The following is a 21,558-nucleotide window of genomic DNA, read 5'->3' as shown; positions in this document are numbered from 1 at the left end:
AATGCGTCGGCTGCATTGTTAATGCAGAGCGATACAATGCCAATGCGTCGGCTGCATTGTTAATGCAGAGCGATACAATGCCAATGCGTCGGCTGCATTGTTAATGCAGAGCGATACAATGCCAATGCGTCGGCTGTATTGTTAATGCAGAGCGATACAATGCTAATGCGTTCCCCTGCATTAAAAACGCCACGATTTTACGCAAAACTATACTTAGAACACAGATTGGGCAGATGAACTTACCAATTCTTGAATCTGCTTTGGGGACAATTCTTGAACATTACGCAAAACTATTGCTGCACCCGCTGCTAGCAGCGTCTCACCATAAGCATTACTATGGGCTGCTGTTTCCTGCACATGGGGCGGTAAAACCCCTACACCAATCCAAGTGCGAGAAGAATCTAAAGCCTGTGCTTTTTCAACAGTATACATATCTGCTACCGTATCTCCCACATACACGATCGCTGATCTTTGCTCAATTCCATTCTCTAATTGACGAACTGTAGCGAAAAGTCCAGTGGGGTCAGGTTTACTTGGCGCATCTTCCATCGCAATCAATACAGGAGATTGCAAACCCAGGCGTTTTTCTAGTATATAGTTAGCCGAAACACGAGTTGCACCGCTGAAAAATCCCCAAGGAATCCCCGCTTGGGTAAGTTGCTCTAAATAGCTAAGTTGTAATAATAAGGGTTCATTACAGATATACCCCGTCAAATTCTTGGGGTCTGGGCCTCGGTAACGCGATTGAAAAAAAGCAACGATCGCATTGTAATCTAATTGCAGTTGCTTGCGGGTCTGTCCTTGGGTTTCAAAGTAGCGGTAAATTAATTCCTGCGATGCTTCCCAATCGTTATTCCACACGCCTTCAGACTTCAGTTGGTCAATATCCAGTGGGGTTGGGCGATATGCTTGGGTAGTCAAATATTCTACGGTATCTGCGATCGCTCGGCGATAAGAACCGCTAACATCGCGCACAACGCCATCAATATCGAAAACAACAATCGCTTTTGGTGAAGTTTCTTGAGTCATGGTTAGGGAGGAAAAGAGTTTTATTTTTATCTTGCCTATGTATTCACCCTTTCTATAAATAGCAGTTGAACTTGGAAGTAATCATTAATTATTTTTCCTTTATTGACATCAGACGAAATGCTATTACTGTTAAAATGTTTATTTTCAATCTCTTTAATGGCAACTGCTGCATTATAAGCAGCAATTTCCAATCTTTCTAAGGAGATTTGATTAACCCAATTATTGAGTTTAGAACAATTTAGGGTTGAGGCGTGAGAAATTCCCAGGTTTCATAGTTCTATAAAAAGGCTTAGAAGTCAAGCTTGAGAGCGATCACCGCTCGTTGCTGATAGGCAACCTGAGCGATAACAGGCTGTGGATTCAAAGGATTGATCGCACAATCTCCCACCGCAAACACCTCTGGAAATTCTGGCAGTTGCAAAGTCGGTTTAACCCGGAGTTAAGGGCGATCAAAAGGATTTTGGCTTTGATTTCTTTGGCTTAGAAATGTTCTACGATGGCGATCGCTAATACAACACGGCGTAATAAACCACCCCTACCCTTCGGGAACGCCAAGGGCGAACAGGTGACGCTCTCTACGAGACGCTCTTGCTAGCTTGCAACTCTTACAGAGTATGCAGGCTCGCTAACGCTGCGCTAACGGCTGTTCCTCATGGGGAACTGCCTCACCATTCCAAATCAATGAAACGCTTACGCTGTATACCTGTTTGACTTTTGACTTCCGCCTTGCGGCACTACTTGTCCAGACTGATAAGCTGTTCCACATTATGACTTTGGGAAAAAATCACAGTCGAGGACTTGCTCTGACGTGAAGGGAGATTGCTCAGGGAAGATAGCGATAGCTAATCCAGTTTCAATCACAGCCAGTCGTCTAGCGGTTTGATAGCTTTCGTCAAAAACCTGATCAAAGTGAGGCTTTAAACTCAGACTTTCCTGGAGTGCCTTTTGGACTCGCCTGCGGTGTTTAAAAATTGTGTACTGCCAACTTTTTGAGCGCCTTTCAGTTTGAATTTGATATTTGAGCAGATGCATCAGCAACACTTCCAGATTGCTCCCAATGCGCGCTTTTCACTTCTCCCCATCGTTTCAATTTCTTCAATCAGGTTGTCTAAGTCCAGTTGTGTAAAATTCTTTTGCTTGAGCAGTTCTGCTGTGGTTTGAATCCACAGATAAAAGTCTTGCTCATACAAATCTGAACCAGATGTTGTTTGAGATTAGGGCAGTTGAGCAGTCATAAGCATCTTTACTAAACCTTATGGTAGCCCATTCTCAATCACTGTTTGGTCATTTGATAGAGTATTGCGTTAAAATAAGCGATCGCTATTCTAGTTTAAGTAATGCCCGGAAATTCCCGGAGGTGTGATTGACCAAGTTTATTTTGAAAATTCTGTGGTTAGACGAAAACGTTGCTCTAGCAGTCGACCAAGTTGTAGGCAAAGGCACCAGTCCTTTGACTAAGTACTTTTTTTGGCCCAGAAATGATGCCTGGGAAGAGTTAAAAAAAGAATTAGAGTCCAAACATTGGATTACTGACTTGGATCGTGTCGAGTTGCTTAACAAAGCGACAGAAGTGATTAACTACTGGCAAGAGGAAGGTAGAAACCGTCCAATGGCAGAAGCTCAGTTGAAATTTCCAGAAGTTGCCTTCACAGGTAGCGCCTGATATTACAAAATTAGCTATTGTCCTGTTCTACAAGCTGCCACAGTTTGATAGTCTTGTCCCAACTGCCGCTTGCAATTAATTGTGTAACTTTGCTCACAGCAACAGCAGATACTGAGTCTACATGACCAGAGAGAGTAACAATCTCTTCTGCTGTGCTTACCTTCCAAAGTTTAACTGTTTTGTCACAACTTGCACTTAGGAGGGTTTCGCCATCGGCAGTAAAAGCCACAGCCACCACAGACCAAGAATGGCCTACAAGTGTGCAAATTAGCTGACCAGTGTTTACTTCCCACAATTTAATAGTGTTATCATCACTACCCGTCGCCAAAATTTGACCATCAGGACTAAAAGCGACTGTCAAAACCGCCCATGCATGACCCGAAAGGGTGCTTAACAAGCTATAGCATGGGTGGTTTTCAAATTCTCTCTGGGAACCTTCTAATGCAGGTATCTGCCACAGGCGAATTGTTCTGTCATAACTAGCGCTGGCTAAAAGCTGTCCTTGGGGACTAAATACCACTGAATTTACCTTTAATTGGTGTCCAGCTATGGTGCAAATTTCTTTGCCAGTATTGACATCCCAGAGTTTGATTGTCTTATCCCAGCTACCACTAGCGAGAATCTGCCCATCTGGACTGAAAGCAACTGATTTTACAGCGTGTGCGTGTCCCAAGAAGGTGCAGATTTCCTCTAATGTCTCAACCTGCCACAATTTGATAGTTTTATCATCGCTAGCAGTTGCCAGAATTTGACCATTTGGACTGAAGGTAACTGATTTTACAGCTTGGGTATGTCCTGATAAGTTAGCTAGGACTTTTTTGGTATTTAAATCCCACAATTTGATGTTTTTGCGATCGCTACCACTGGCTAAAATGTAACCGTCAGGACTGATGGCAAGGGCATTCACACTACTCAATGTCCCAGAATGACCAGTTAGGGTATGCAAACATCGCCAAGGAGGAGTTGGTAATTTCAAATTTTGAGGTTTACATTCCATACCCATTGCTTGCATAACTGCATCAGCTGATTGAAAGCGACGGTTCACTGCATTTTGCAGTAGCTTGTCGAGAATTTGCCCCAAGCGTAGACTCTTTAAGTCTTGTCGCCAGATATCACTAAGATATTGTTGCCAAACCCAGCAATCATTTGCAATATCAAATAAATCAAAGGGAGAAATCTGGGTAAGTAAGTAAATACAAGTTATACCTAAGCTATATAAATCACTAGCAAAAACAGCTTTTCCCTTCGTTTGTTCTGGTGCAGCATATTCTGGACTACCGATACTGGTTTCAGATGTTAGCCGATCGATTTCTGTGAAGATTTTCGCAGTGCTAAAATCAACTATGACGAAATCCCCCTTCTTGGTAATTGGGGATCTACGGATGATATTTTGGGGTTTAATATCGCGGTGAATAATGTGGCTATCATTAAGAAACTGAAAAACTGGCAATAATTCTTCTAAAAGTTGCCAAATCTGAGTTTCATTAAAAGCGCCTTCTTCTTCAACTACCTGAGCTAAATTAGTGCCTGCAATAAACTCCTGCACTAAATAAAAATGCCCGTTATGCTGAAAATAATTTAATAAGGCGGGAATTTGTGGATGCTTTCCTAATTCTTCTAGCTGTTGCGCCTTCTGCTGAAAATTTTTAAATGTTTCGTCTTCCAGCGATAATTCTTGAACAACGCAAGGAACTGGAGGAAACTGATCTTCATTTACAGCGAGGAAAGTTTTGCAGAATCCCCCTTTACCAATCTGCTTGAGTAAACGATAACGTTCTTGTAAAAACAAAATTTCTCCACCAGAGTTACAGGGTAGGCTTTGCGGCTTACCCTACAATAAAATATCGTTTTAAATTGCCTTTATCGTAGGGGTGCATAGCTGTACATACGTATCAAATTAAGATAAAAGTTAGGTAAGAGAAAGCGTTCTAGGGTTGACCTTATCCCCTAATACCATTTCACTTTACAGCAGTTTTCATGTACTTGAACCACATCTGTTGTAGGGGCACAAGGCCTTGCGCCCCTATCGCGTGGTCTATTTACCTGAAAATAGCTGTAAGGTTGATACAAATAGGCAGCAGGGGAGCGGGGGAAAGAGTTAGAGACAAATCATTTGTATCAAGTATTTCGTGAAATGGTATAACTCCTCCCAACATGGGACGAAGGGGAACTGAGAATTTACTCCCCTCTCCCAAATTAGGAGAGGGGCTGGGGGTGAGGGCAAAACTCATGCAATCAGGAGTTTTAGCTTAAGTTGACACCAATGACGGCTGTGCGCTCCTTCCGCATGTTCCTAATATTACTTATCCCCCGGGAAATTCACAACTATCGGTGGATAACCGTTTTCTGTAGTTGGTTGTCCTTGGGTAACTACTGGTTGTGGATGCAAAGGTGTTGGTGTCAATTCACCCTTACCAGTTTGATTCCATAAAATCAAGGATAGTAGCCCATCCACTAAGCCATTATTGCTACCATTGCTGCCAACTAAGACATCTGGAATCAAACGGACATTGCGATCACCAATAATCTGCATTAGTTGCATTGCTGTATAACCTTGTGGTCCCAAGGCTTCCACACCAGCGCGGTAGGTTTCAGCTTTGGCATTACCTGTGGCCCGAATACCTTCTGCCTCAGCAATTGTCCGGAGTTTTGTCCCCTCAGCTTCACCGTTCGCTTCTTTAATTTGGGCTTGGGCTTTTAGGTCAGCAATATGCACACTCTGCTCCGATTTCACCATTTCTTGCTGGATATTAGCCAGTGCCCTTTCCCGGACAAGTTGCTGCCGTTGGGTTTGCGCCATCTGCTGGACTTCATAAGTCTTACGTTCTTCTTCAGCAATTTTCCGGTCTGTCTGTGTCTGCATTAACGACGCTGGTGGCTGAATATCACCAATCAGGGTGTCGATCGCTTGCACGTCATAAGCCCTCAATGCTGTTTTAATATACTCAGCAGCCTCAGCTTGTCGTTCGCTCCGAGCAGTTAGAAAGTCTAGTACAGTATAATCTTGGGCTGAGTTGCGGAAATAATTCCCGATAGTTGGTTCTAATACATGGTCTACCAGATTTTGCATTGCACCAACGCGAGAAATTACCTTGGGAGCATCTAAAGCACCCACATGGATAATTTGCGCTACTTCCAAATCAAAGGCAAACCCATCACGCGATCGCACTGTTAAGGAAGCTAGTTGAGCATCATAGCTGTGGCGTTCGGTGCGGTCTGACCAATTTAATACAATGTTGGTCGTTGGCACCAGTTCCATCTTCATTATCCGGGAATTAATTGGGTGCTTGCCAGGATACAGCGGTTCGATCCATACACCCTTATGTCCAGGATTAACCAAGTTACCGTGGGTGAAAGCTGCACCACTGACATCTTGATGTGCCTTACCCACGAAAGAAATCACCACACCTACATACCCAATGGGAATTTCCGTCATCGGCACTTGCTCAACTTGGACAAACCAAGGATTCAAGTTCCAAGAACCAGAAAGCAATATCTGTTCTTGTAAACCTCGCCGTCCACCGCCATCAATAAATTTTTGACCATTTTGGAAGTTGTCGTGTCCCTCAATTATCGCGCCTGCGAGTTCACCAGCAGAGATTGGTAAACCATCTAAGGTGGTGACAATACCAACTTTGTCAGATGCCAGACTGTACACGCGCAACTGTTCTGGAGTCATGCCATGAGCGCTGGCATTTGCTGCCATAATGACTTTGAACAGGGCAGTATTAATCCGGTACGTACCAGCCGTGAGAAAACCCATTTGTCGTCCTTTTTCCCCACCTTGAGCAAGGAATTTCCGAGCATCTTGGAAGTTATCACAACTGACAATTTTACCCAAAATCCGCTCTGGTGGGTTGGGTTGACCATCTGCTGCCACAATCAAAGCGATTTCCCCTTGGGGAACGACAATTATCGGTTCTTTCTTTACAGAATACTGCCAAGGCCAATAGCCCCAGTGCCAACCAGGAGCTAAAGTATCTGCCTGCAAACCAGCTTCGCCGTTGAGGGCAATCAAACTGCCGGCAGGGAGTCCGCGTCCGGAAAGGGTAAATTTTCTCACCACAATACCGACTTCACGTTCGCCAATAACCACTAGTCCGCCAAAGAATAGGGGGACAAATATAACTAAACCCCCGACAAGGACGATGGGGATTAGTACAAAAGGATCAATTCCAGCAGCTTGATATTGAGTGCTGCTAATTTGTAACAGGGCAATATTTGGTTTAGTCTGATTTAGCTGAACTGATGCAAAAGTAGTTTTTACAGGAACTGCATTGGCAGAGTGAATATTTCTAGCGTTCGTTAAAGACACTGGCGCAGCGATCGCTAAGGTTGCTACGACAGATGCTGCAAAGCGAGCTAGCTTATTTTGTTTACGAGTACCAAGTAAAGATGAAAACCTTTTCATAATCTGTGCCCATCTGGGCAACTAATTAGCTAAGTTAACACTTCACTAAAGCTTGCCTCGATTTCTTAAACTTGACGTAATTTTTTTTAAATTTAATAAATATTTTGTAGATTGGACATTGCCCAACCTACAAAGTTGAAATAGAAAGTTAAATTGAGACCGAACCGCCGGCAGCTTGAAACCGAGCGCGGGCGCGTTTGAAGGCTTGAGTTGCCTGAATTTGGGCTTGGCGATCATCTGCGGAAACTTGACTTAGACGCGTTTCTGCTTGGTTGTAAGCAGTACGGGCTTCATCAAGGTTAATTTTGTCGCCACGTTCAGCGCCGTTAACCAGAATTGTCACTTCATTTTCTTCGACTTCGGCAAAGCCACCCAAAAGGGCGATCGCTTCCCAATTCTGATTTTTAGCGGCACGAACTCGCATGACACCAGTATCTAAAGCGGTCAAAAGTGGTGCGTGTCCAGTTAAGATACCTAGTTGACCAGTAGTGCTAGGCAAAACTATCTCTTCAGCCGGCGCATCCCAGACTGTTTTATCTGGGGAAATTACACGAACGGTTAATGTCATTTGTCCTTTGTCCTTCGTCCTTTGTCCTGTATCCTACCCTGGGGGAAGCTGCTGGCACGTCTATGTCATTTGTCTTTTGTAATTGCCATTAGTCATTAGCAGTTGAACTAATGACTAATGACTAATGACTAACCTTTAACTTTTTCAGCTTTGGCGATCGCTTCGTTAATATCGCCAACCAAGTAGAAAGCCTGTTCTGGCAGAGAATCCAACTCACCAGACAGAATCTTTTGGAACCCTTTGATGGTATCTTCCAACTTCACGTACTTACCAGGAGAACCGGTGAATACTTCTGCGACAAAGAACGGCTGAGACAAGAAACGCTCAACTTTCCGCGCCCGCGCTACGATTAGACGGTCTTCTTCAGACAATTCATCTAGACCGAGAATGGCGATAATGTCTTGGAGTTCTTTATAACGTTGCAGAGTTGATTGCACCGCCCGCGCCGTATTGTAGTGTTCGTCACCGACAATGTTGGGTTGAAGCATGGTGGAAGTCGAACCAAGGGGATCAACTGCGGGGTAAATTCCCTTAGCTGCCAAACCGCGAGACAGTACTGTTGTACCATCCAAGTGGGCGAAGGTAGTAGCAGGTGCGGGATCGGTGAGGTCATCCGCAGGTACGTACACTGCTTGAATGGAGGTAATCGAACCCTCGGTAGTCGAGGTAATCCGCTCTTGCAGTTCACCTACGTCGGTTCCCAATGTGGGCTGATATCCTACCGCAGAAGGCATCCGACCCAGTAGCGCCGATACTTCTGAACCTGCTTGTACAAACCGGAAAATGTTATCAATAAACAGCAGCACATCCTGCTTATTTACATCCCGGAAATATTCTGCTACTGTCAATCCCGATAGACCAACCCGCATTCTGGCTCCGGGTGGCTCGTTCATTTGACCGTAAACTAGAGCAATTTTTGAATCATTGAGGTTGTCTTTGTTAATAACCCCAGATTCAATCATTTCATTGTAAAGGTCATTGCCTTCACGGGTGCGTTCACCCACGCCAGCAAAAACAGATACTCCACCGTGCTGAGTGGCGATGTTGTTGATCAACTCCATCATGATCACGGTTTTACCAACACCAGCACCACCGAATAGACCAATCTTACCGCCACGTCGATAGGGAGTCAGAAGGTCAACAACTTTAATCCCAGTCTCAAACACGGAAGGTTTGGTTTCCAGGTCAGTGAATTTGGGAGCAGAGCGGTGGATGGGTAAACTTGCCTCAGCGTTTACAGGGCCCTGATTGTCCACAGGTTCGCCAAGGACGTTGAAAATCCGGCCCAAAGTGGCTTTCCCAACTGGTACGTTGATGGGAGCGCCTGTGTCGGTGACTTCAAAACCGCGGACTAAGCCTTCGGTAGAACTCATCGCAACAGTTCGCACCTGGTTGTCACCCAGCAGTTGCTGTACTTCAACGGTGATGTTGATTTCCTGTCCAGCTTCGTTGGTGCCAACGATTTTCAAAGCGTTGTAGATTTGTGGCAATTTCCCGCTGGGAAATTTAACGTCTACAACTGGGCCAATGATTTGGGTAATGTAACCAATGTTTGTTTTTTCTGCGGTTGTTACCATGCTGCGCCTAATGAGTGAAGCTAGATTTCAGATAAGGTCGGAGAAGACATAAAATTAAGCAATGTCACCTTTCAGATTAGCACTGAACGACCCTACCTTCGCCTTAAATTGATCCTTAAGACTGGTGTCTGAGCATCCAAGGTAGGCTTGCTTGTAAAACTGTTCAAGTCAGTCAAGCAATTTTGGATTTTGGATTGCCGATAGCGTCGCGTTAGCGAGTCCAAGTATTTTTACAGAGAAGCAAGCTAGCAAAAGCGTCTGTCTGCGACACACTTCCAATTGCAATAAAAGCTGCCATCACTCTACTGATTTTGCTTAAATGTTTGAAAACGGTTGATGTACTCATACAAATCACGGTATTTATGCTCATACAAGCACCTCAGCAGACTAGCAGCTATATTACGCTGCTGGTATTGATAGCAATTTGCTCGCATATTCACCATCCACTTCTCTCAGTGTAAGCACTTATAAAATTGTAACTAACATGTGCTTAAAAGTTTTCAGTCCAACCTCTTGACTCTCCAGTTCACTGGAGCATTCAAGATGGAATTAGTTAGTTGTTAGTTAACGCCGCTTAGTAACTGGAGCAGTCAAATGGAGAATACTACACTCAAACTGTGCGGGATGAGTTGTGCCTCTTGTGCCAGCAGCATTGAAGACACGATTAATTCTGTCTCCGGTGTCAATGAATGTATCGTGAATTTTGGAGCAGAACAGGCAACAGTTAGATATGACCCTAGAAGAACTGATTTAGAAGCCATTCAACAGGCGGTAGATGCAGCAGGTTACTCTGCCTACCCACTGCAAGAACAAAACCTGATGGCGGGAGAAGATGATGCAGAGAAAAGACATCGTTTAAGAGAATCCCGCAATTTAATGCGAAAGGTGGCGGTAGGAGGCATTATTAGCAGTGTGTTGGTTATAGGTTCACTGCCTATGATCACAGGGTTGCACTTACCCTTTATCCCAGTATGGCTGCACAATCCTTGGATACAGCTGATACTCACTACTTCAGTACAGTTCTGGTGTGGTTACTCCTTCTACATTAATGGTTGGAAAGCTTTAAAACGTCATGCTGCCACAATGGATACCTTAATCGCTTTGGGTACAAGTGCAGCATATTTTTATTCGCTATTCCCTACTTTATTTCCTAGCTTTTTCATCAATCAGGGGCTAACACCAGATGTATATTATGAAACTGCTGCTGTCGTCATTACCCTGATTTTACTAGGAAGACTATTTGAAAATCGCGCTAAAGGACAAACCTCAGAAGCTATCCGTAAGCTGATTGGGTTACAAGCTAAGACAGCACGTTTGATTCGCAATGGACGAGAAGTAGATGTACCAATTGCAGAAGTGCAGATTGGCGATGTGATACTGGTTCGTCCTGGCGAGAAAATTCCTGTTGACGGGGAAGTGATTGAGGGAGCATCCATAATTGATGAAGCGATGGTGACAGGCGAAAGTTTGCCCGTCAAAAAGCAACCAGGCGATGAAGTGATTGGAGCTACTATTAACAAAACTGGTAGTTTCAAGTTCCGGGCGACACGAGTTGGAAGTGATACTGTGCTGGCGCAGATTGTCCAATTAGTGCAGCAAGCACAGGGTTCTAAAGCCCCAATTCAGAGATTAGCAGACCAAGTAACTGGATGGTTCGTATCTGCGGTAATTGCGATCGCTCTACTCACTTTCATCATTTGGTTTAATTTTACAGGTAATGTTACTTTGGCGCTGATCACCACTGTTGGAGTACTAATTATCGCCTGTCCTTGTGCGCTGGGTTTAGCCACACCAACTTCTGTGATGGTAGGAACGGGTAAAGGTGCAGAAAATGGCATTTTGATTAAAGGTGCCGAAAGCCTAGAACTGGCGCACAAAATTCAAACAATCGTCCTAGATAAAACTGGAACCATTACTCAGGGTAAACCAACAGTCACCGATTTTGTCACCGTCAACGGTACTGCTAATGGTAACGAAATGAGGTTGGTGCAACTTACAGCATCTGTAGAACACAATTCTGAACATCCATTGGCAGAAGCGGCAGTATAGCAGGCTTGGGATTGGCATTCACTGTTGCCTCAAATAAAGTAGTTGCACAGATGAATCATGAAATGCCAGCTACCGAGCGATGGCAGACAGTTCAATTCCGCCGCATTGAGCAACCACTGTGGGTAAAAGGTGCAGTTACAACAGTCGGCTTGGGGTTAATCGGACTAGAAATATGGTGGTTTCTCCTAAGCAAACCAAAGTCCCAAAAAGCCGAAGCCCGTGATGGTATTCAAGAAGTTGGCATTACTGTAGATGGAGGCTACGAACCTAGTCTAATTCTAGTCAATGCAGGTCAAAGAGTCCGCCTTAATTTCCTACGCCGTGACCCAAGTAATTGTCTTGAAGAAATACGCCTACCTGATTTCCATATCGCCAAAAACCTACCACTCAACGAGGTCACATCCATTGAGTTCACGCCCGATAAGCCAGGTACTTATACCTTCAACTGCGGTATGAATATGTTCCGAGGAGTTATAGAAGTTCAATCTACTGACTCCACTGCAAAAGCAATCCCAGTAACTACTTCTGAATCTACTCACCAGATCCAACCAGAGTTTTCTTGGCCTACAGAGTCAGCAACAAAAGCAGTGAAAACACCAGAAGGTACTCAAGAAGCGACTGTTACGGTTGAAAAAAGTTACAAACCGGAACGAGTAATTGTGGAGATAGGACAATCAGTGAGATTGGACTTCCAACGTCACAATCTGAGCAAGTGCTTTGATAAATTGCTAATGCCAGACTTTGACTTAGCCGTTAATCTTGCTCCTAACCAAACCACTTCAGTGGAATTTACTCCTAAGTATCTTGGTGAATATGAGTTCACCTGCGGTATGAAAATGTACCGTGGTATTGTGGAAGTAAAGCCTGCGACATAATCCAGTGGCAAATAATTAGCAAGATGATCCTGTTCTCACTTGACTCTCCAGTTAACTGGAGAGTTTAAGATAAAGTAAATAAATTTATCTAGCATGAGAGCAGCTAATTATGTTAGTTCAAGAAGCGCCAAAACTCATTGGCAATGTTGCTAAGTCTAGCGGTGTACCAATTAAAACTATTCGCTACTATGAGGAGCTAGGTTTACTTAGGTCATTAGGGAGAACCGAGGGTGGATTTAGATTATTTAACTCTGATGTTTTGGCTCGCTTGAACTTTATCAAACGTGCCCAAAGTCTGGGATTGACTTTATCAGAAATTAAAGATTTTTTGAATGTTCACGACGGAGGTGAATTACCTTGCGTACATATAAAAGCTAAACTGCAAGATAAGATGACAGCCATTGATGAACAAATTCAGCAATTACTTATTCTCAGACAAGAATTATCAGGATTAGTTTCTAGTTGGGAAACAATGCCTGAAAATCCTGAACAAACAATTTGTCCTATTATCGAAAGAAATTAAACAACCAAGCTGTTCATTTTATTTTTTATTAGCATATCAGCATATTAAGCTAAATTGATATGCTATTTTTCTATTAATATAAATCATTTACAAATAAATTAGTTATTTTTTAAATTTTACCTCTTGACTCTCCAGTTAAATGGAGAAATTAAACTAATTTTAGTTGATTAGATTAATTGTATATCTACTCAATGATTTTCCGAAGATTAGTTATTCCTAATAAGGAATTTAATCCTATGACGCTGCAACTAACGGTTCCCAAACTGGCTTGTTTTGCTTGTACGGATACACTCACCAAAAATGAAGTTCTTGGATTATAGTAACCAAAAATGATAATTTTTGCGTAGTATCACTAGTAAACCTGAGTGATTTTTAGAACTTAATTTATTAGAAATAATAGAGTAAAAGCAATGAAGAATTTTCTAAATACAATTGTGATAACTACCACTTTGTTACTAGCTCAAAGTTGCTCATTATTACCTAAATCTGAAGAAAAGCCAATATCTATTACTACACATCAACATGAGGAGCGTTCAATGAGTGGGAGCCATCATAGAGAACATTCAACAAGTGACACGGGTGATAGTAAGAAAGCATTAACTCAGGCAAAACTCAAAGTTCCCAGTAAAATGACCTCTAATAAAAGTATTCCAATTATGATTGACATTCAAGATTCAGATGGGAAAGCGATCACCAACTTTGACACTTTCCAAGAAAAGCTTATGCACCTCATTCTTGTCAGTGATGATCTTCAGTTTTTTAATCATCTTCATCCCACATATAAAGAAAATGGGCAGTTTGAAGTTGCAGCACGTTTTCCACAAGCAGGCAGTTACACATTTTTTAGTGACTACAAACCCGCTGGTCAGACAGAACAAGTATCAGTGTTAAAAACACAAGTTCCTGGAAACAGTATTGCTGCTCCAGAAATTAACTTAAATCGCAGTAAAATGTTCAATGTTACTAAAGTAAATCTTGCTGTTTCTGAACCTACTGTGAAAGCAGGTAAAGAAGTCGCTTTAATGTTTAAATTACAAGATGCTTCTAATAATCAACCGCTTACAGACTTGTGGCCATACTTAGGAGAAAGAGGACATTTAGTCATCTTACGCCAGTCAACCCCATTAAAAGCAGAAGATTATATTCATGCTCACGCACTAAAGGATACCCCTGCTGGACAGGTTCATTTTATAACTAGCTTTCCTCAACCAGGAAAGTATAAGCTCTGGGGTCAGTTTAATCGCAAAGGCAATATCGTCACAGCTGATTTTTGGATCAATGCTATTTGATTTAGCTGATGTTTTATCAGTTACCATTGAGGTAAGGGAATTCATATAAAAAGTTGTATCCACTTAGGGGTTCTACAACTCCATATAAATAAAAATTTTCTCGTTGCCATTGAGTTAAACCCACAGGTTTTACGCCTCTAGCTGTAATTAAACGTCCGGCAATTGTCTTTAATCCTAAAAGTGTTTCATCCTGGCATTGGGGTGTTTTTTATAGCAGCTTTATACTACTTTTGTACTCATAATAGGGTTTGATTAAAATCAAAAATCCAAAGCTGCGTAAGTTTGGGAACTACTGCTGTCAAATGGTGTTAATGCAGCGCTAAAATAAATGTAGTTACGACAAACTGGTGTAAGTTTACCCACTTCATCTTCACACCTTCACCGAGCAATAGCTTATGAATTTATCGTCAGCACGACAATATTTTTACCAGGAGATTCAGCAGTCTGACGAGCAAATTGACCTAGCAAAGGCAGCTTTGTACATTGCACAAGAAGAATATCCCAAGCTAGACCCAGAGGAATACCTCAACGCCCTTGATACAATGGCATGGGAGCTTCAAGAACGTCTACCTGATTCACGATATCCTTTACGGATAGTTCAAAGTATTAATCAGTATCTCTACGATGATTTGAAATTTTCTGGTAATAAAATTGACTATTACGACCCACGCAATAGCTTTTTCAATGATGTAATCGATCGCCGATTGGGGATTCCAATTACTTTAGCGTTGCTTTACCTGGAAGTTGCTCGACGGATTGATTTTCCGATGGTGGGTATAGGGATGCCAGGACATTTCCTGATCCGCCCAGATATTGCCGATATAGAGATTTTTGTGGATGCCTTCAATGGCGGTGAAATAATATTTACCCAAGATTGCGAGGAACGCCTATCTCAACTTTATCAGCAACCTGTGACGCTACAACCAGAATTTTTAGCTGTAGTTAGTAATCGGCAATTTTTGGCCCGGATGTTAACAAATTTAAAATTTATTTACCTCAAACAGCAAGAGTTAGAAAAAACGCTGGCAGCGATTGAACGAATTTTGTTGCTGTTTCCTGGTTTAACTTTAGAATTGCGCGATCGCGGTCTGATCTACTATCAACTCGGTTACTACCCCCAAGCCGTAGACGACTTACAAAATTATTTAGTAAAAGTTCCTGATGCCGAGGATGCATTTGTGATTCGGCGGCTACTTACCGAATTGGGTAGGGAGTGAGGAATGAGGGATCAAGGGAGACAAGGGGGACAAGGGGACAAGGTGACTAAAGTTAGAACTTGCAACAAGTCTTTCCTTCCCCTTGTTCCCAATTTTCCTTGTCCCCAAGTCTCTTCCCAATGCCCTGTTTGCCCAATTACAAATTACGAATTATGTTGTTCTTCTGCAACTCGTTTGAGGCGGCGCAGTTGAGCTTGCATATCTTTTTTTGTCCAAGACGCTGCAAAGGTGTTAAAACCCCAACTAATTAAAGGATTAGGGATATTGTACTCAAAGCGGTTGAGTAGGCGCGTTCCCTTTTCTGTAGGTTGACATTCCCAGCGATCGCGCCCTTGAAAAAATCCCTGAAATTCCCAAACTACTAAGCCCGGTTGTCGTTCTATAACTACGCTATTCAAGGTGGGTTTTAGTAGAGGAATTTGAATAATAAAACGACTTTTACTGCCGATATCGGTACTCCAAGCTTCGCCCACAGGTTCACAACGTAGGACAGGGTTGAGCCAGCGGTGCATGAGAGCTAAATCGCTAATACAGCGCTCCACCACCGTAGCTGTAGCATTAATTTGAATCGATTGTTCCAAAACTTGGGACATTCCACATCTATGATGCTCTTGCTGCAATTAGAGTAACGCAAAATTCAGCAAAGTGGGAGATGAGGGAGCAGGGGAGCAGAAAAGACAAGGGGACAAGGAGGACAAAGGGGAATTATTGAACAAGTCTCTCCCAAGTCTCCCCCCTCTTCTTGGTCTACCTTGTCTCTTCTCCATGCCCAATGCCCGTATATTAAATCAAATATGAGTAAATATGTATGTTTTTACTGGTAAATTGATAGGCAAAACACTGACTCAGTGTTTGCGGCGAATACTTAAGCATAATTCCCGAAAACTATGAACACAACTTGGCAAGAAATAACCCAGGTGATGTCAACGACGGGCTACGCCTACGGAGTTGGTTTATCCACGAGGGTGCAGCAATTTTTGGCACAATCATCGCCCAGCCTGCAACCAATACAACCAGCAGTGAATCAAGGAATTGCTGATGTGCAAGGTATTGTTCAACAGTTGATTCTGTTTACGCCTCGTCTTTTAGGGGCGGTAGCAATCTTACTAGTAGGTTGGCTGATTGCAGCGATCGCAGCAGCAGTGACGCGAGGAATCCTTAATCGCACAAATATAGATAACCGCATTGCCGCAGGGATAACGGGTCGTCAAGATGTTCCCCAAGTGGAGAAATTAATCTCCGGCTTAGTTTTTTGGAGCATTATCCTGTTGACGGCGGTTGCTGTTTTACAAACATTGGATCTGGAGATAGCCTCTCGACCTCTGAATAATTTTCTCAATCAACTTATTGGCTTTTTGCCAAAGTTGGTTGGTGCAGGAATCATTTTGATAGCAGCCTGGTTTTTGGCGACCATTGTGAGGATTATTACTGTGCGCTCATTACAGGCTTTTAACCTGGATGAGCGTTTGAATCCTGAATCAGAAGACAGAGACAGAGCACCCAGCCTCAATCAGCTGTCTCTGAGTGAAACGATTGGCAACGCTCTGTATTGGTTTATATTTTTACTGTTTCTCGCTCCAATTTTGGATACTCTCGGACTACAGCAGGCTCTACAACCAGTACAAGCTTTAATTACAGAAGTTCTGCTAATTCTGCCGAACATTTTAGCAGCGATCTTGATTGCTGTAGTTGGCTGGTTCATCGCTAATGTAGTGCGGCGGATTGTAACAAACTTGCTGGCAACAACTGGTCTTGACCACTTAGGTAGTCGGTTGGGATTATCTTCTGCTGCGGGGGTGCAACCTCTATCGAGTATTATCGGCACAATTGTCTATGTTTTGATTTTGATTCCTGTAGCGATCGCAGCGCTGAATGCCTTGCGAATTGATGCGATATCTGTGCCTGCGATCGCTATGCTGCAACAGATTCTCAACGCCCTACCTGCCATCTTTACAGCCGTGGCAATTTTGATTATTGCCTATTTCGTCGGGCGGTTTATTGCGGACTTGGTTACAAGTATCCTCACCAATTTAGGGTTTAATAACATTTTCACTATTTTGGGTCTGACAACACCCAGCAGACGAATCGTCATTTCAGCAGAACCAACAGTTGAGCCGACTCCAACCCGTACTCCATCGGAAATTGTAGGCATTGTTGCCTTAGTAGGTATTATGCTGTTTGCCACAGTGGCGGCGGTGAATATCTTGAATATTCCAGCCCTGACAGCATTAGTGTCTGGTATTGTGATTGTATTCGGACGGATTTTGGCAGGATTGGTGATCTTTGCCATTGGCTTATTCTTGGCAAATCTGGCTTTTAACATCATTACCAGTTCCGGCGAACGCCAGGCCCAAATTTTGGGACAAGTGGCGCGGATTGCAATTATTGCCTTAGTTTCTGCAATGGCACTGCAACAGATTGGAGTTGCCAGTGATATTGTGAATTTAGCCTTTGGACTTTTACTAGGTGCGATCGCAGTTGCTATTGCCCTAGCTTTTGGTCTTGGAGGGCGCGATATTGCACGAGAGCAAGTTCAAGAATGGCTAAACTCTTTCAAAAGTAGAAACTAAAAATTGATGAAAGCGCAATTTTCATCTGTAAATCTGGAAAAGTGCAGCCGTAAGCATCAATAGTGCAGAAAATCCATCGGCAATTTTGCTTAAGATATTGAAAGTTAGAGTTTAGAAACTCGGAGTTTGAGTAGAGAACTTGAAATGTCAAGTTCTGAAGCTCAAGTTCCGAGTTTTGTATGGGTTTCGAGATAGGAACAACAATCATAGATGGTAACTCAGTTGTGACAAATGATTTGAGTAACTTACGGATTTTTCCGGTTTGGAAATTGGCAGTGAGTTTGCTTAACTTTGCTGCGAAGGGAGCTAGTTGACTATTTTGCTCAATTAGTTCTCTTAACATTCCTTCAATCGCCGAGATATCTCCCATCATTGCTAGATGATATGAGTTGTTGCAAAACATCTTGAGATGGTAGAACCCATTCACTAACACTGATCTGCTCACCTTTGGGAGGCGAAGATTCGGGATATATCCATTCCACTCCCAACAGCGATCGCTAATTAGATATTTGGGTTAGTTGTTAAGAATTGAGCCTGTTCAAAGTAATCTAATGCGGCTTCTGGATCTTGCCAACGGCAGTTTGGCCCAGACCGATCAGAATAGAACTTAACTGGGGTTGGGCTGAAATTTGGCGAGCGATTGCTAAACTTTGCTCTAAAATCTGTTGACTTTTGCCAGAGTCGCCAATCATTTGCAATTCAAAGTAAAAGTCAGAGCGAAGATTTCCTCGGCTCTGAACTTTCTAAGAGACTATTCTTATTTAAATTCCCTTTTAGTTCTAGGGATTCACTATTAGCTGATAACTGTTAAGCAGCATATTTCACTCACAAATTAAGATGTACTTATCCTATTTGATTTTTTTGCAGTCTGATTCACGAGGTTTCAGAGGCTTTTTCATCTTTAGGATAAAGAGAGCGAATTAATTCCCGAATCACATCAGTTGCTGGTCTGCCAGTGGTTGAACAATATTGTTCAAGCTTCTGTGCCTCGCCTGATGTGAGGTTGATTGTAAGTCGTTTAACGGCCCATTTTTTATTCATGTACTAGACAAGGTATGTTTTTAAACTACTTCTCTAATATCAATCATCTAAACTGCTCTTACAATGGTATAAGTAATGACATTTAGTTCAAGTAATCATGAAGTTAAATAGGATATTTTTCCAAGCAATAGTGAAGAGGTGAAGTAGATTCTAGATTATAAAGTTAAGCTATTTTCCGGGCATTAATTATAAATAGAATGTAAAAATAACATTAAGTATATCAATACATAATAAGTATTTTCACAGAAGCGTTGAGGATAATAATATAGAAAAAGTTGACAGCCCTAACAAATAGAATTCGCGGTTATATACATCAAACCCGCCTCTAGGGATTTTAAACGCTTGATTTTATTTTAGATTACTCGGTGGGAAAGACTTGCCTACGTTTGTGTCGTAGCAAATTTCATTTTCCCAATATTTTCCAAACTTAGTTGGTTTTAATTGTTAATAAGTCATGTGTTGATAATGTATCGGCAGCAGATTTAATCATATCAAATGACATTCCTGACCTTTCTGCAATATCTAATAGAGTATGCTGACCGTCAGATAAATTTAAAACCCACAAGATTGCCATTTCATTTAGCCCGCTATCTTTATTACCACCAACTGTCCGATATATTCCTCTTTTACCTAACTGTGGCTCACATTTAGGATTTTTGTTGTAGTAGATTTCGTTATTGTTGAGGATATACAATATTGAATGACATTGAAAGAATGACTCGGCAAGATATTGAGGTTGAACGAAATTTAAATCATCAGCTGAAGTATGGTATTCAGGAAAACTACCATGAGGCGATCGCATGAAGCAACCTACAGCTAAATTAAATCCAGGTGAGCAATATTGTCGCTCATCATAACCATAGGGGAAGAAATCTATAATTTTGTGATCTTGTTTTGAGTTTTTGAGTACATAAGTAGCAACTTTATCGATTTCAGTGTCACCTCGACGGCTTTTTTTGTAGGTAAAGTTGCCTGAATCTCCTAAACAAGTTAATACCAAGCCATGTTTAATGTTATTGACTTTAGCTTCATTGCGAGCTAACCATGTAATTGAGCCAATGGTTCCAGGAATCCAAAGAAATCTATAGGAATATCTTGATGTAGTTTGACTTAAATATTTAGCGATAAAAGTAGCGATCGCAATTCCTGAAAGATTATCATTACATAGTGAAGGATGACAGGCATGGCAAGAAATCAAGACTTCATCAGTACTTTCCCCTGGAATATAATACTCACCATAAGTCAAATAGCCTGGTTTTAGGGAAGAATCAATACATACTTCATATTCTTCATCTTCTAGTTGCAAATACTGGTTGTGAGTGAGGCAAAAACCCCAACTTTCCTTGTAATATGAAGTTCGGTAAGGAATCCAATTAGGATAATCGGCAAGTGTAAATAGATGTGATTTAAGTTCTTGAAAAGATAATTTTTGATGTATGGGAATACTATAGTTAACAACGTGCAAATTGGAATTAGTAAAATCTACAATTTTTTCACCTTGAGAGTTTTTAATATAGGCATCTTTAATATTCCATTCATTAGGAACTGTCCAATCAAATACCTTTGTTCCTGTCGGCACTTCATGAACTGACAAAGGAATATACTGCTGGAGAACTTTTAAAGTTTCTCTAAAACCATTACCTGTAATACTACGGCAAATGGGATATAAATCAGAAATTAATTGGTAAATTTCTAGACTTATATCCTTTAAGTTAAAAGAATTTTTTAGATCAACTAAATTAATATTCTGAATATCTGCAACCATAAGTAGAATTTTTGTTAACTAGTCTATTCAATCTTTTATTGATGTTTTGTATACCAATTTACAGTTAATTCTAAGCCCTTCTTTAGAGGAATTGAAGGTTGCCAACCGAGTTTATCGTATGTATAAGCCGTATCAGCTACTCTTATTCTTTCCATCGGCCGCTCAGGTAAAGCACCAAATAGTGGCTGGATTTGAGGGTTGACCAGATTAACAAGCTGGGACACAACTGCATGAATGGGTACTAGTTCTCCCGAACCTAAGTCGAATGTACAACCCTCTACACTAGGAACTTGTGTTGCAGCGAGAAGTCCTGCAATCACGTCATCGATATAAATCCAATCAACTTGGCGCTTTCCACTACTAAGTTTTGGAGCTTGCCCTTGCAACAAGGAAAGAATAACAGAAGGAACAATCTTATACACATTTTGTCCTGGCCCATAGGTCATAAAGGGTCTAACAAGAACAACAGGTGTCTGATAGAGTCGATGGAACATCCGACCATAAGTACTACTAGCAAATTTAGCAATAGCGTAAGGAGAAGGAGGAACTACTTCAGGACGATCTTGTTCTGGTTCCTCTAAAGAAGCTATTAATACAATGCGACTACAGCCAATTTCGGCAGCTACCGTCAATAAGTTAATAGTACTAGTCAGTAAACTGTGAAAGGTAGGCAATATAAACTCTAGATTAGGAACTGCTGTCACAAGACCGGATAAATGGAAGATTACGTCAGGTTTAATGCTGTAGAAAAGATTTTGAACAAACTTAATGTCTTCCATGTCACCGTGCCACCATCGCAAGCAGCTGATGTCAGAAGTATGAAAACTGCGAGAAACAGCATGTACTTCTACACCATTGTGGCATAACTGACGGACTAAATGAGATCCGAGAAATCCGCTAGCACCTGTAATCAGTATTGTTTGTCTAGACAATTTTTCAACATAGTTCACCATTTATTGCTCACACACTGGAGTTTGAAAA

General features: G+C 41.9%; 18 protein-coding genes and 2 pseudogenes. 7 read left to right on the top strand and 13 right to left on the bottom strand.

All coding sequences use genetic code 11. The features are described from left to right. Positions 1 to 213: 213 nt before the first annotated feature. From V7K89_RS24075 to V7K89_RS24065, 3 genes and pseudogenes are all read right to left on the bottom strand, one after another. Positions 214 to 1,029 carry a TIGR01548 family HAD-type hydrolase gene (locus tag V7K89_RS24075; RefSeq protein WP_335191645.1) on the bottom strand — a complete coding sequence of 272 codons (816 nt, stop codon included), beginning with the start codon at positions 1,027 to 1,029 and terminating at the stop codon, positions 214 to 216. A 289-nt stretch (positions 1,030 to 1,318) separates the two neighbouring features. Beyond that, entirely contained in the window at positions 1,319 to 1,450 is a 132-nt protein-coding gene (locus V7K89_RS24070; RefSeq protein WP_335191643.1) for a hypothetical protein, read from the bottom strand. Positions 1,451 to 1,794: 344 nt separating this feature from the next. Then, positions 1,795 to 2,219: pseudogene (locus V7K89_RS24065) on the bottom strand (DUF29 domain-containing protein). A gap of 173 nt (positions 2,220 to 2,392) precedes the next feature. Between V7K89_RS24065 and V7K89_RS24060 the strand changes: the two are divergent. Further along, positions 2,393 to 2,692, top strand: a complete 300-nt coding sequence (locus V7K89_RS24060; RefSeq protein ID WP_094333099.1) for a 30S ribosomal protein PSRP-3 — start codon at positions 2,393 to 2,395, stop codon at positions 2,690 to 2,692. A 10-nt stretch (positions 2,693 to 2,702) separates the two neighbouring features. Here the strand turns inward: V7K89_RS24060 and V7K89_RS24055 are convergent, their stop codons facing one another. The 4 genes from V7K89_RS24055 to atpD all read right to left on the bottom strand — a co-directional run bounded on the left by V7K89_RS24055 (position 2,703) and on the right by atpD (position 9,248). Next, positions 2,703 to 4,481 carry a serine/threonine-protein kinase gene (locus V7K89_RS24055; protein WP_335191640.1) on the bottom strand — a complete coding sequence of 593 codons (1,779 nt, stop codon included), beginning with the start codon at positions 4,479 to 4,481 and terminating at the stop codon, positions 2,703 to 2,705. 510 nt (positions 4,482 to 4,991) lie between these two features. Beyond that, complete coding sequence (locus V7K89_RS24050; RefSeq protein ID WP_335191637.1) at positions 4,992 to 7,103, bottom strand: SPFH domain-containing protein; 2,112 nt, start codon at positions 7,101 to 7,103, stop codon at positions 4,992 to 4,994. A 148-nt stretch (positions 7,104 to 7,251) separates the two neighbouring features. Continuing rightward, complete coding sequence (gene atpC, locus V7K89_RS24045; RefSeq protein WP_335191635.1) at positions 7,252 to 7,671, bottom strand: ATP synthase F1 subunit epsilon; 420 nt, start codon at positions 7,669 to 7,671, stop codon at positions 7,252 to 7,254. A 128-nt stretch (positions 7,672 to 7,799) separates the two neighbouring features. Further along, complete coding sequence (atpD, locus tag V7K89_RS24040; protein ID WP_335191633.1) at positions 7,800 to 9,248, bottom strand: F0F1 ATP synthase subunit beta; 1,449 nt, start codon at positions 9,246 to 9,248, stop codon at positions 7,800 to 7,802. 594 nt (positions 9,249 to 9,842) lie between these two features. Here atpD and V7K89_RS24035 point away from each other — a divergent pair. The 5 genes and pseudogenes from V7K89_RS24035 to V7K89_RS24015 form a co-directional block, all read left to right on the top strand. After that, a pseudogene (locus V7K89_RS24035) lies at positions 9,843 to 11,294 on the top strand (heavy metal translocating P-type ATPase); the annotation flags it as partial. 53 nt (positions 11,295 to 11,347) lie between these two features. Next, positions 11,348 to 12,172 carry a cupredoxin domain-containing protein gene (locus V7K89_RS24030; protein ID WP_335191631.1) on the top strand — a complete coding sequence of 275 codons (825 nt, stop codon included), beginning with the start codon at positions 11,348 to 11,350 and terminating at the stop codon, positions 12,170 to 12,172. A 109-nt stretch (positions 12,173 to 12,281) separates the two neighbouring features. Then, positions 12,282 to 12,695, top strand: coding sequence for a heavy metal-responsive transcriptional regulator (locus V7K89_RS24025; protein WP_335191629.1), 414 nt, complete (start codon positions 12,282 to 12,284; stop codon positions 12,693 to 12,695). A 410-nt stretch (positions 12,696 to 13,105) separates the two neighbouring features. Beyond that, positions 13,106 to 13,984, top strand: a complete 879-nt coding sequence (locus V7K89_RS24020; protein ID WP_335191627.1) for a hypothetical protein — start codon at positions 13,106 to 13,108, stop codon at positions 13,982 to 13,984. Between the two features lie 395 nt (positions 13,985 to 14,379). Next, complete coding sequence (locus V7K89_RS24015; RefSeq protein ID WP_335191625.1) at positions 14,380 to 15,201, top strand: SirB1 family protein; 822 nt, start codon at positions 14,380 to 14,382, stop codon at positions 15,199 to 15,201. 143 nt (positions 15,202 to 15,344) lie between these two features. On the opposite strand, the gene V7K89_RS24010 is transcribed toward V7K89_RS24015, so the two are convergent. Beyond that, complete coding sequence (locus tag V7K89_RS24010; RefSeq protein ID WP_335191623.1) at positions 15,345 to 15,794, bottom strand: SRPBCC family protein; 450 nt, start codon at positions 15,792 to 15,794, stop codon at positions 15,345 to 15,347. Positions 15,795 to 16,088: 294 nt separating this feature from the next. Here V7K89_RS24010 and V7K89_RS24005 point away from each other — a divergent pair, with 294 nt between their 5' ends. Next, positions 16,089 to 17,771: a mechanosensitive ion channel gene (locus tag V7K89_RS24005; protein ID WP_335191621.1), complete on the top strand. Its 1,683-nt coding sequence runs from the start codon at positions 16,089 to 16,091 to the stop codon at positions 17,769 to 17,771. Here the strand turns inward: V7K89_RS24005 and V7K89_RS24000 are convergent. The 5 genes from V7K89_RS24000 to V7K89_RS23980 all read right to left on the bottom strand — a co-directional run bounded on the left by V7K89_RS24000 (position 17,755) and on the right by V7K89_RS23980 (position 21,530). Then, positions 17,755 to 18,198 carry a hypothetical protein gene (locus tag V7K89_RS24000; protein WP_335191619.1) on the bottom strand — a complete coding sequence of 148 codons (444 nt, stop codon included), beginning with the start codon at positions 18,196 to 18,198 and terminating at the stop codon, positions 17,755 to 17,757. The two genes, V7K89_RS24005 and V7K89_RS24000, sit on opposite strands and share 17 nt — an antisense overlap. 121 nt (positions 18,199 to 18,319) lie before the next feature. Next, on the bottom strand, positions 18,320 to 18,463 hold the full coding sequence (locus V7K89_RS23995) for a hypothetical protein (RefSeq protein WP_335191617.1): 144 nt from the start codon (positions 18,461 to 18,463) through the stop codon (positions 18,320 to 18,322). Between the two features lie 181 nt (positions 18,464 to 18,644). Continuing rightward, positions 18,645 to 18,812, bottom strand: a complete 168-nt coding sequence (locus V7K89_RS23990) for a CopG family transcriptional regulator (protein ID WP_094348841.1) — start codon at positions 18,810 to 18,812, stop codon at positions 18,645 to 18,647. A gap of 427 nt (positions 18,813 to 19,239) precedes the next feature. Next, entirely contained in the window at positions 19,240 to 20,577 is a 1,338-nt protein-coding gene (locus V7K89_RS23985; protein ID WP_335191615.1) for a DUF4910 domain-containing protein, read from the bottom strand. Between the two features lie 35 nt (positions 20,578 to 20,612). Further along, positions 20,613 to 21,530 (bottom strand): NAD-dependent epimerase/dehydratase family protein, encoded by a 918-nt coding sequence (locus tag V7K89_RS23980; protein WP_335191613.1) that lies wholly within the window; start codon positions 21,528 to 21,530, stop codon positions 20,613 to 20,615. Positions 21,531 to 21,558 lie beyond the last annotated feature (28 nt).

The organism is Nostoc sp. (genome assembly GCF_036917515.1).
In the GTDB taxonomy this organism is placed as follows: Bacteria; Cyanobacteriota; Cyanobacteriia; order Cyanobacteriales; family Nostocaceae; genus Nostoc.
The sequence above is the reverse complement of the archived record's forward strand: the minus strand, read 5'-3'. Positions and strand labels throughout refer to the sequence as shown.

Coding starts and splice junctions, on each gene's coding strand:
- V7K89_RS24020 (WP_335191627.1), top strand. CDS start 13,106: ATGAAGAATTTTCTAAATACAATTGTGATAACTACCACTTTGTTACTA.
- V7K89_RS23985 (WP_335191615.1), bottom strand. CDS start 20,577: ATGGTTGCAGATATTCAGAATATTAATTTAGTTGATCTAAAAAATTCT.
- V7K89_RS24015 (WP_335191625.1), top strand. CDS start 14,380: ATGAATTTATCGTCAGCACGACAATATTTTTACCAGGAGATTCAGCAG.
- atpD (WP_335191633.1), bottom strand. CDS start 9,248: ATGGTAACAACCGCAGAAAAAACAAACATTGGTTACATTACCCAAATC.
- V7K89_RS24005 (WP_335191621.1), top strand. CDS start 16,089: ATGAACACAACTTGGCAAGAAATAACCCAGGTGATGTCAACGACGGGC.
- V7K89_RS23990 (WP_094348841.1), bottom strand. CDS start 18,812: ATGAATAAAAAATGGGCCGTTAAACGACTTACAATCAACCTCACATCA.
- atpC (WP_335191635.1), bottom strand. CDS start 7,671: ATGACATTAACCGTTCGTGTAATTTCCCCAGATAAAACAGTCTGGGAT.
- V7K89_RS24075 (WP_335191645.1), bottom strand. CDS start 1,029: ATGACTCAAGAAACTTCACCAAAAGCGATTGTTGTTTTCGATATTGAT.
- V7K89_RS24025 (WP_335191629.1), top strand. CDS start 12,282: ATGTTAGTTCAAGAAGCGCCAAAACTCATTGGCAATGTTGCTAAGTCT.
- V7K89_RS24050 (WP_335191637.1), bottom strand. CDS start 7,103: ATGAAAAGGTTTTCATCTTTACTTGGTACTCGTAAACAAAATAAGCTA.
- V7K89_RS23995 (WP_335191617.1), bottom strand. CDS start 18,463: ATGATTGGCGACTCTGGCAAAAGTCAACAGATTTTAGAGCAAAGTTTA.
- V7K89_RS24010 (WP_335191623.1), bottom strand. CDS start 15,794: ATGTCCCAAGTTTTGGAACAATCGATTCAAATTAATGCTACAGCTACG.
- V7K89_RS23980 (WP_335191613.1), bottom strand. CDS start 21,530: ATGGTGAACTATGTTGAAAAATTGTCTAGACAAACAATACTGATTACA.
- V7K89_RS24030 (WP_335191631.1), top strand. CDS start 11,348: ATGAATCATGAAATGCCAGCTACCGAGCGATGGCAGACAGTTCAATTC.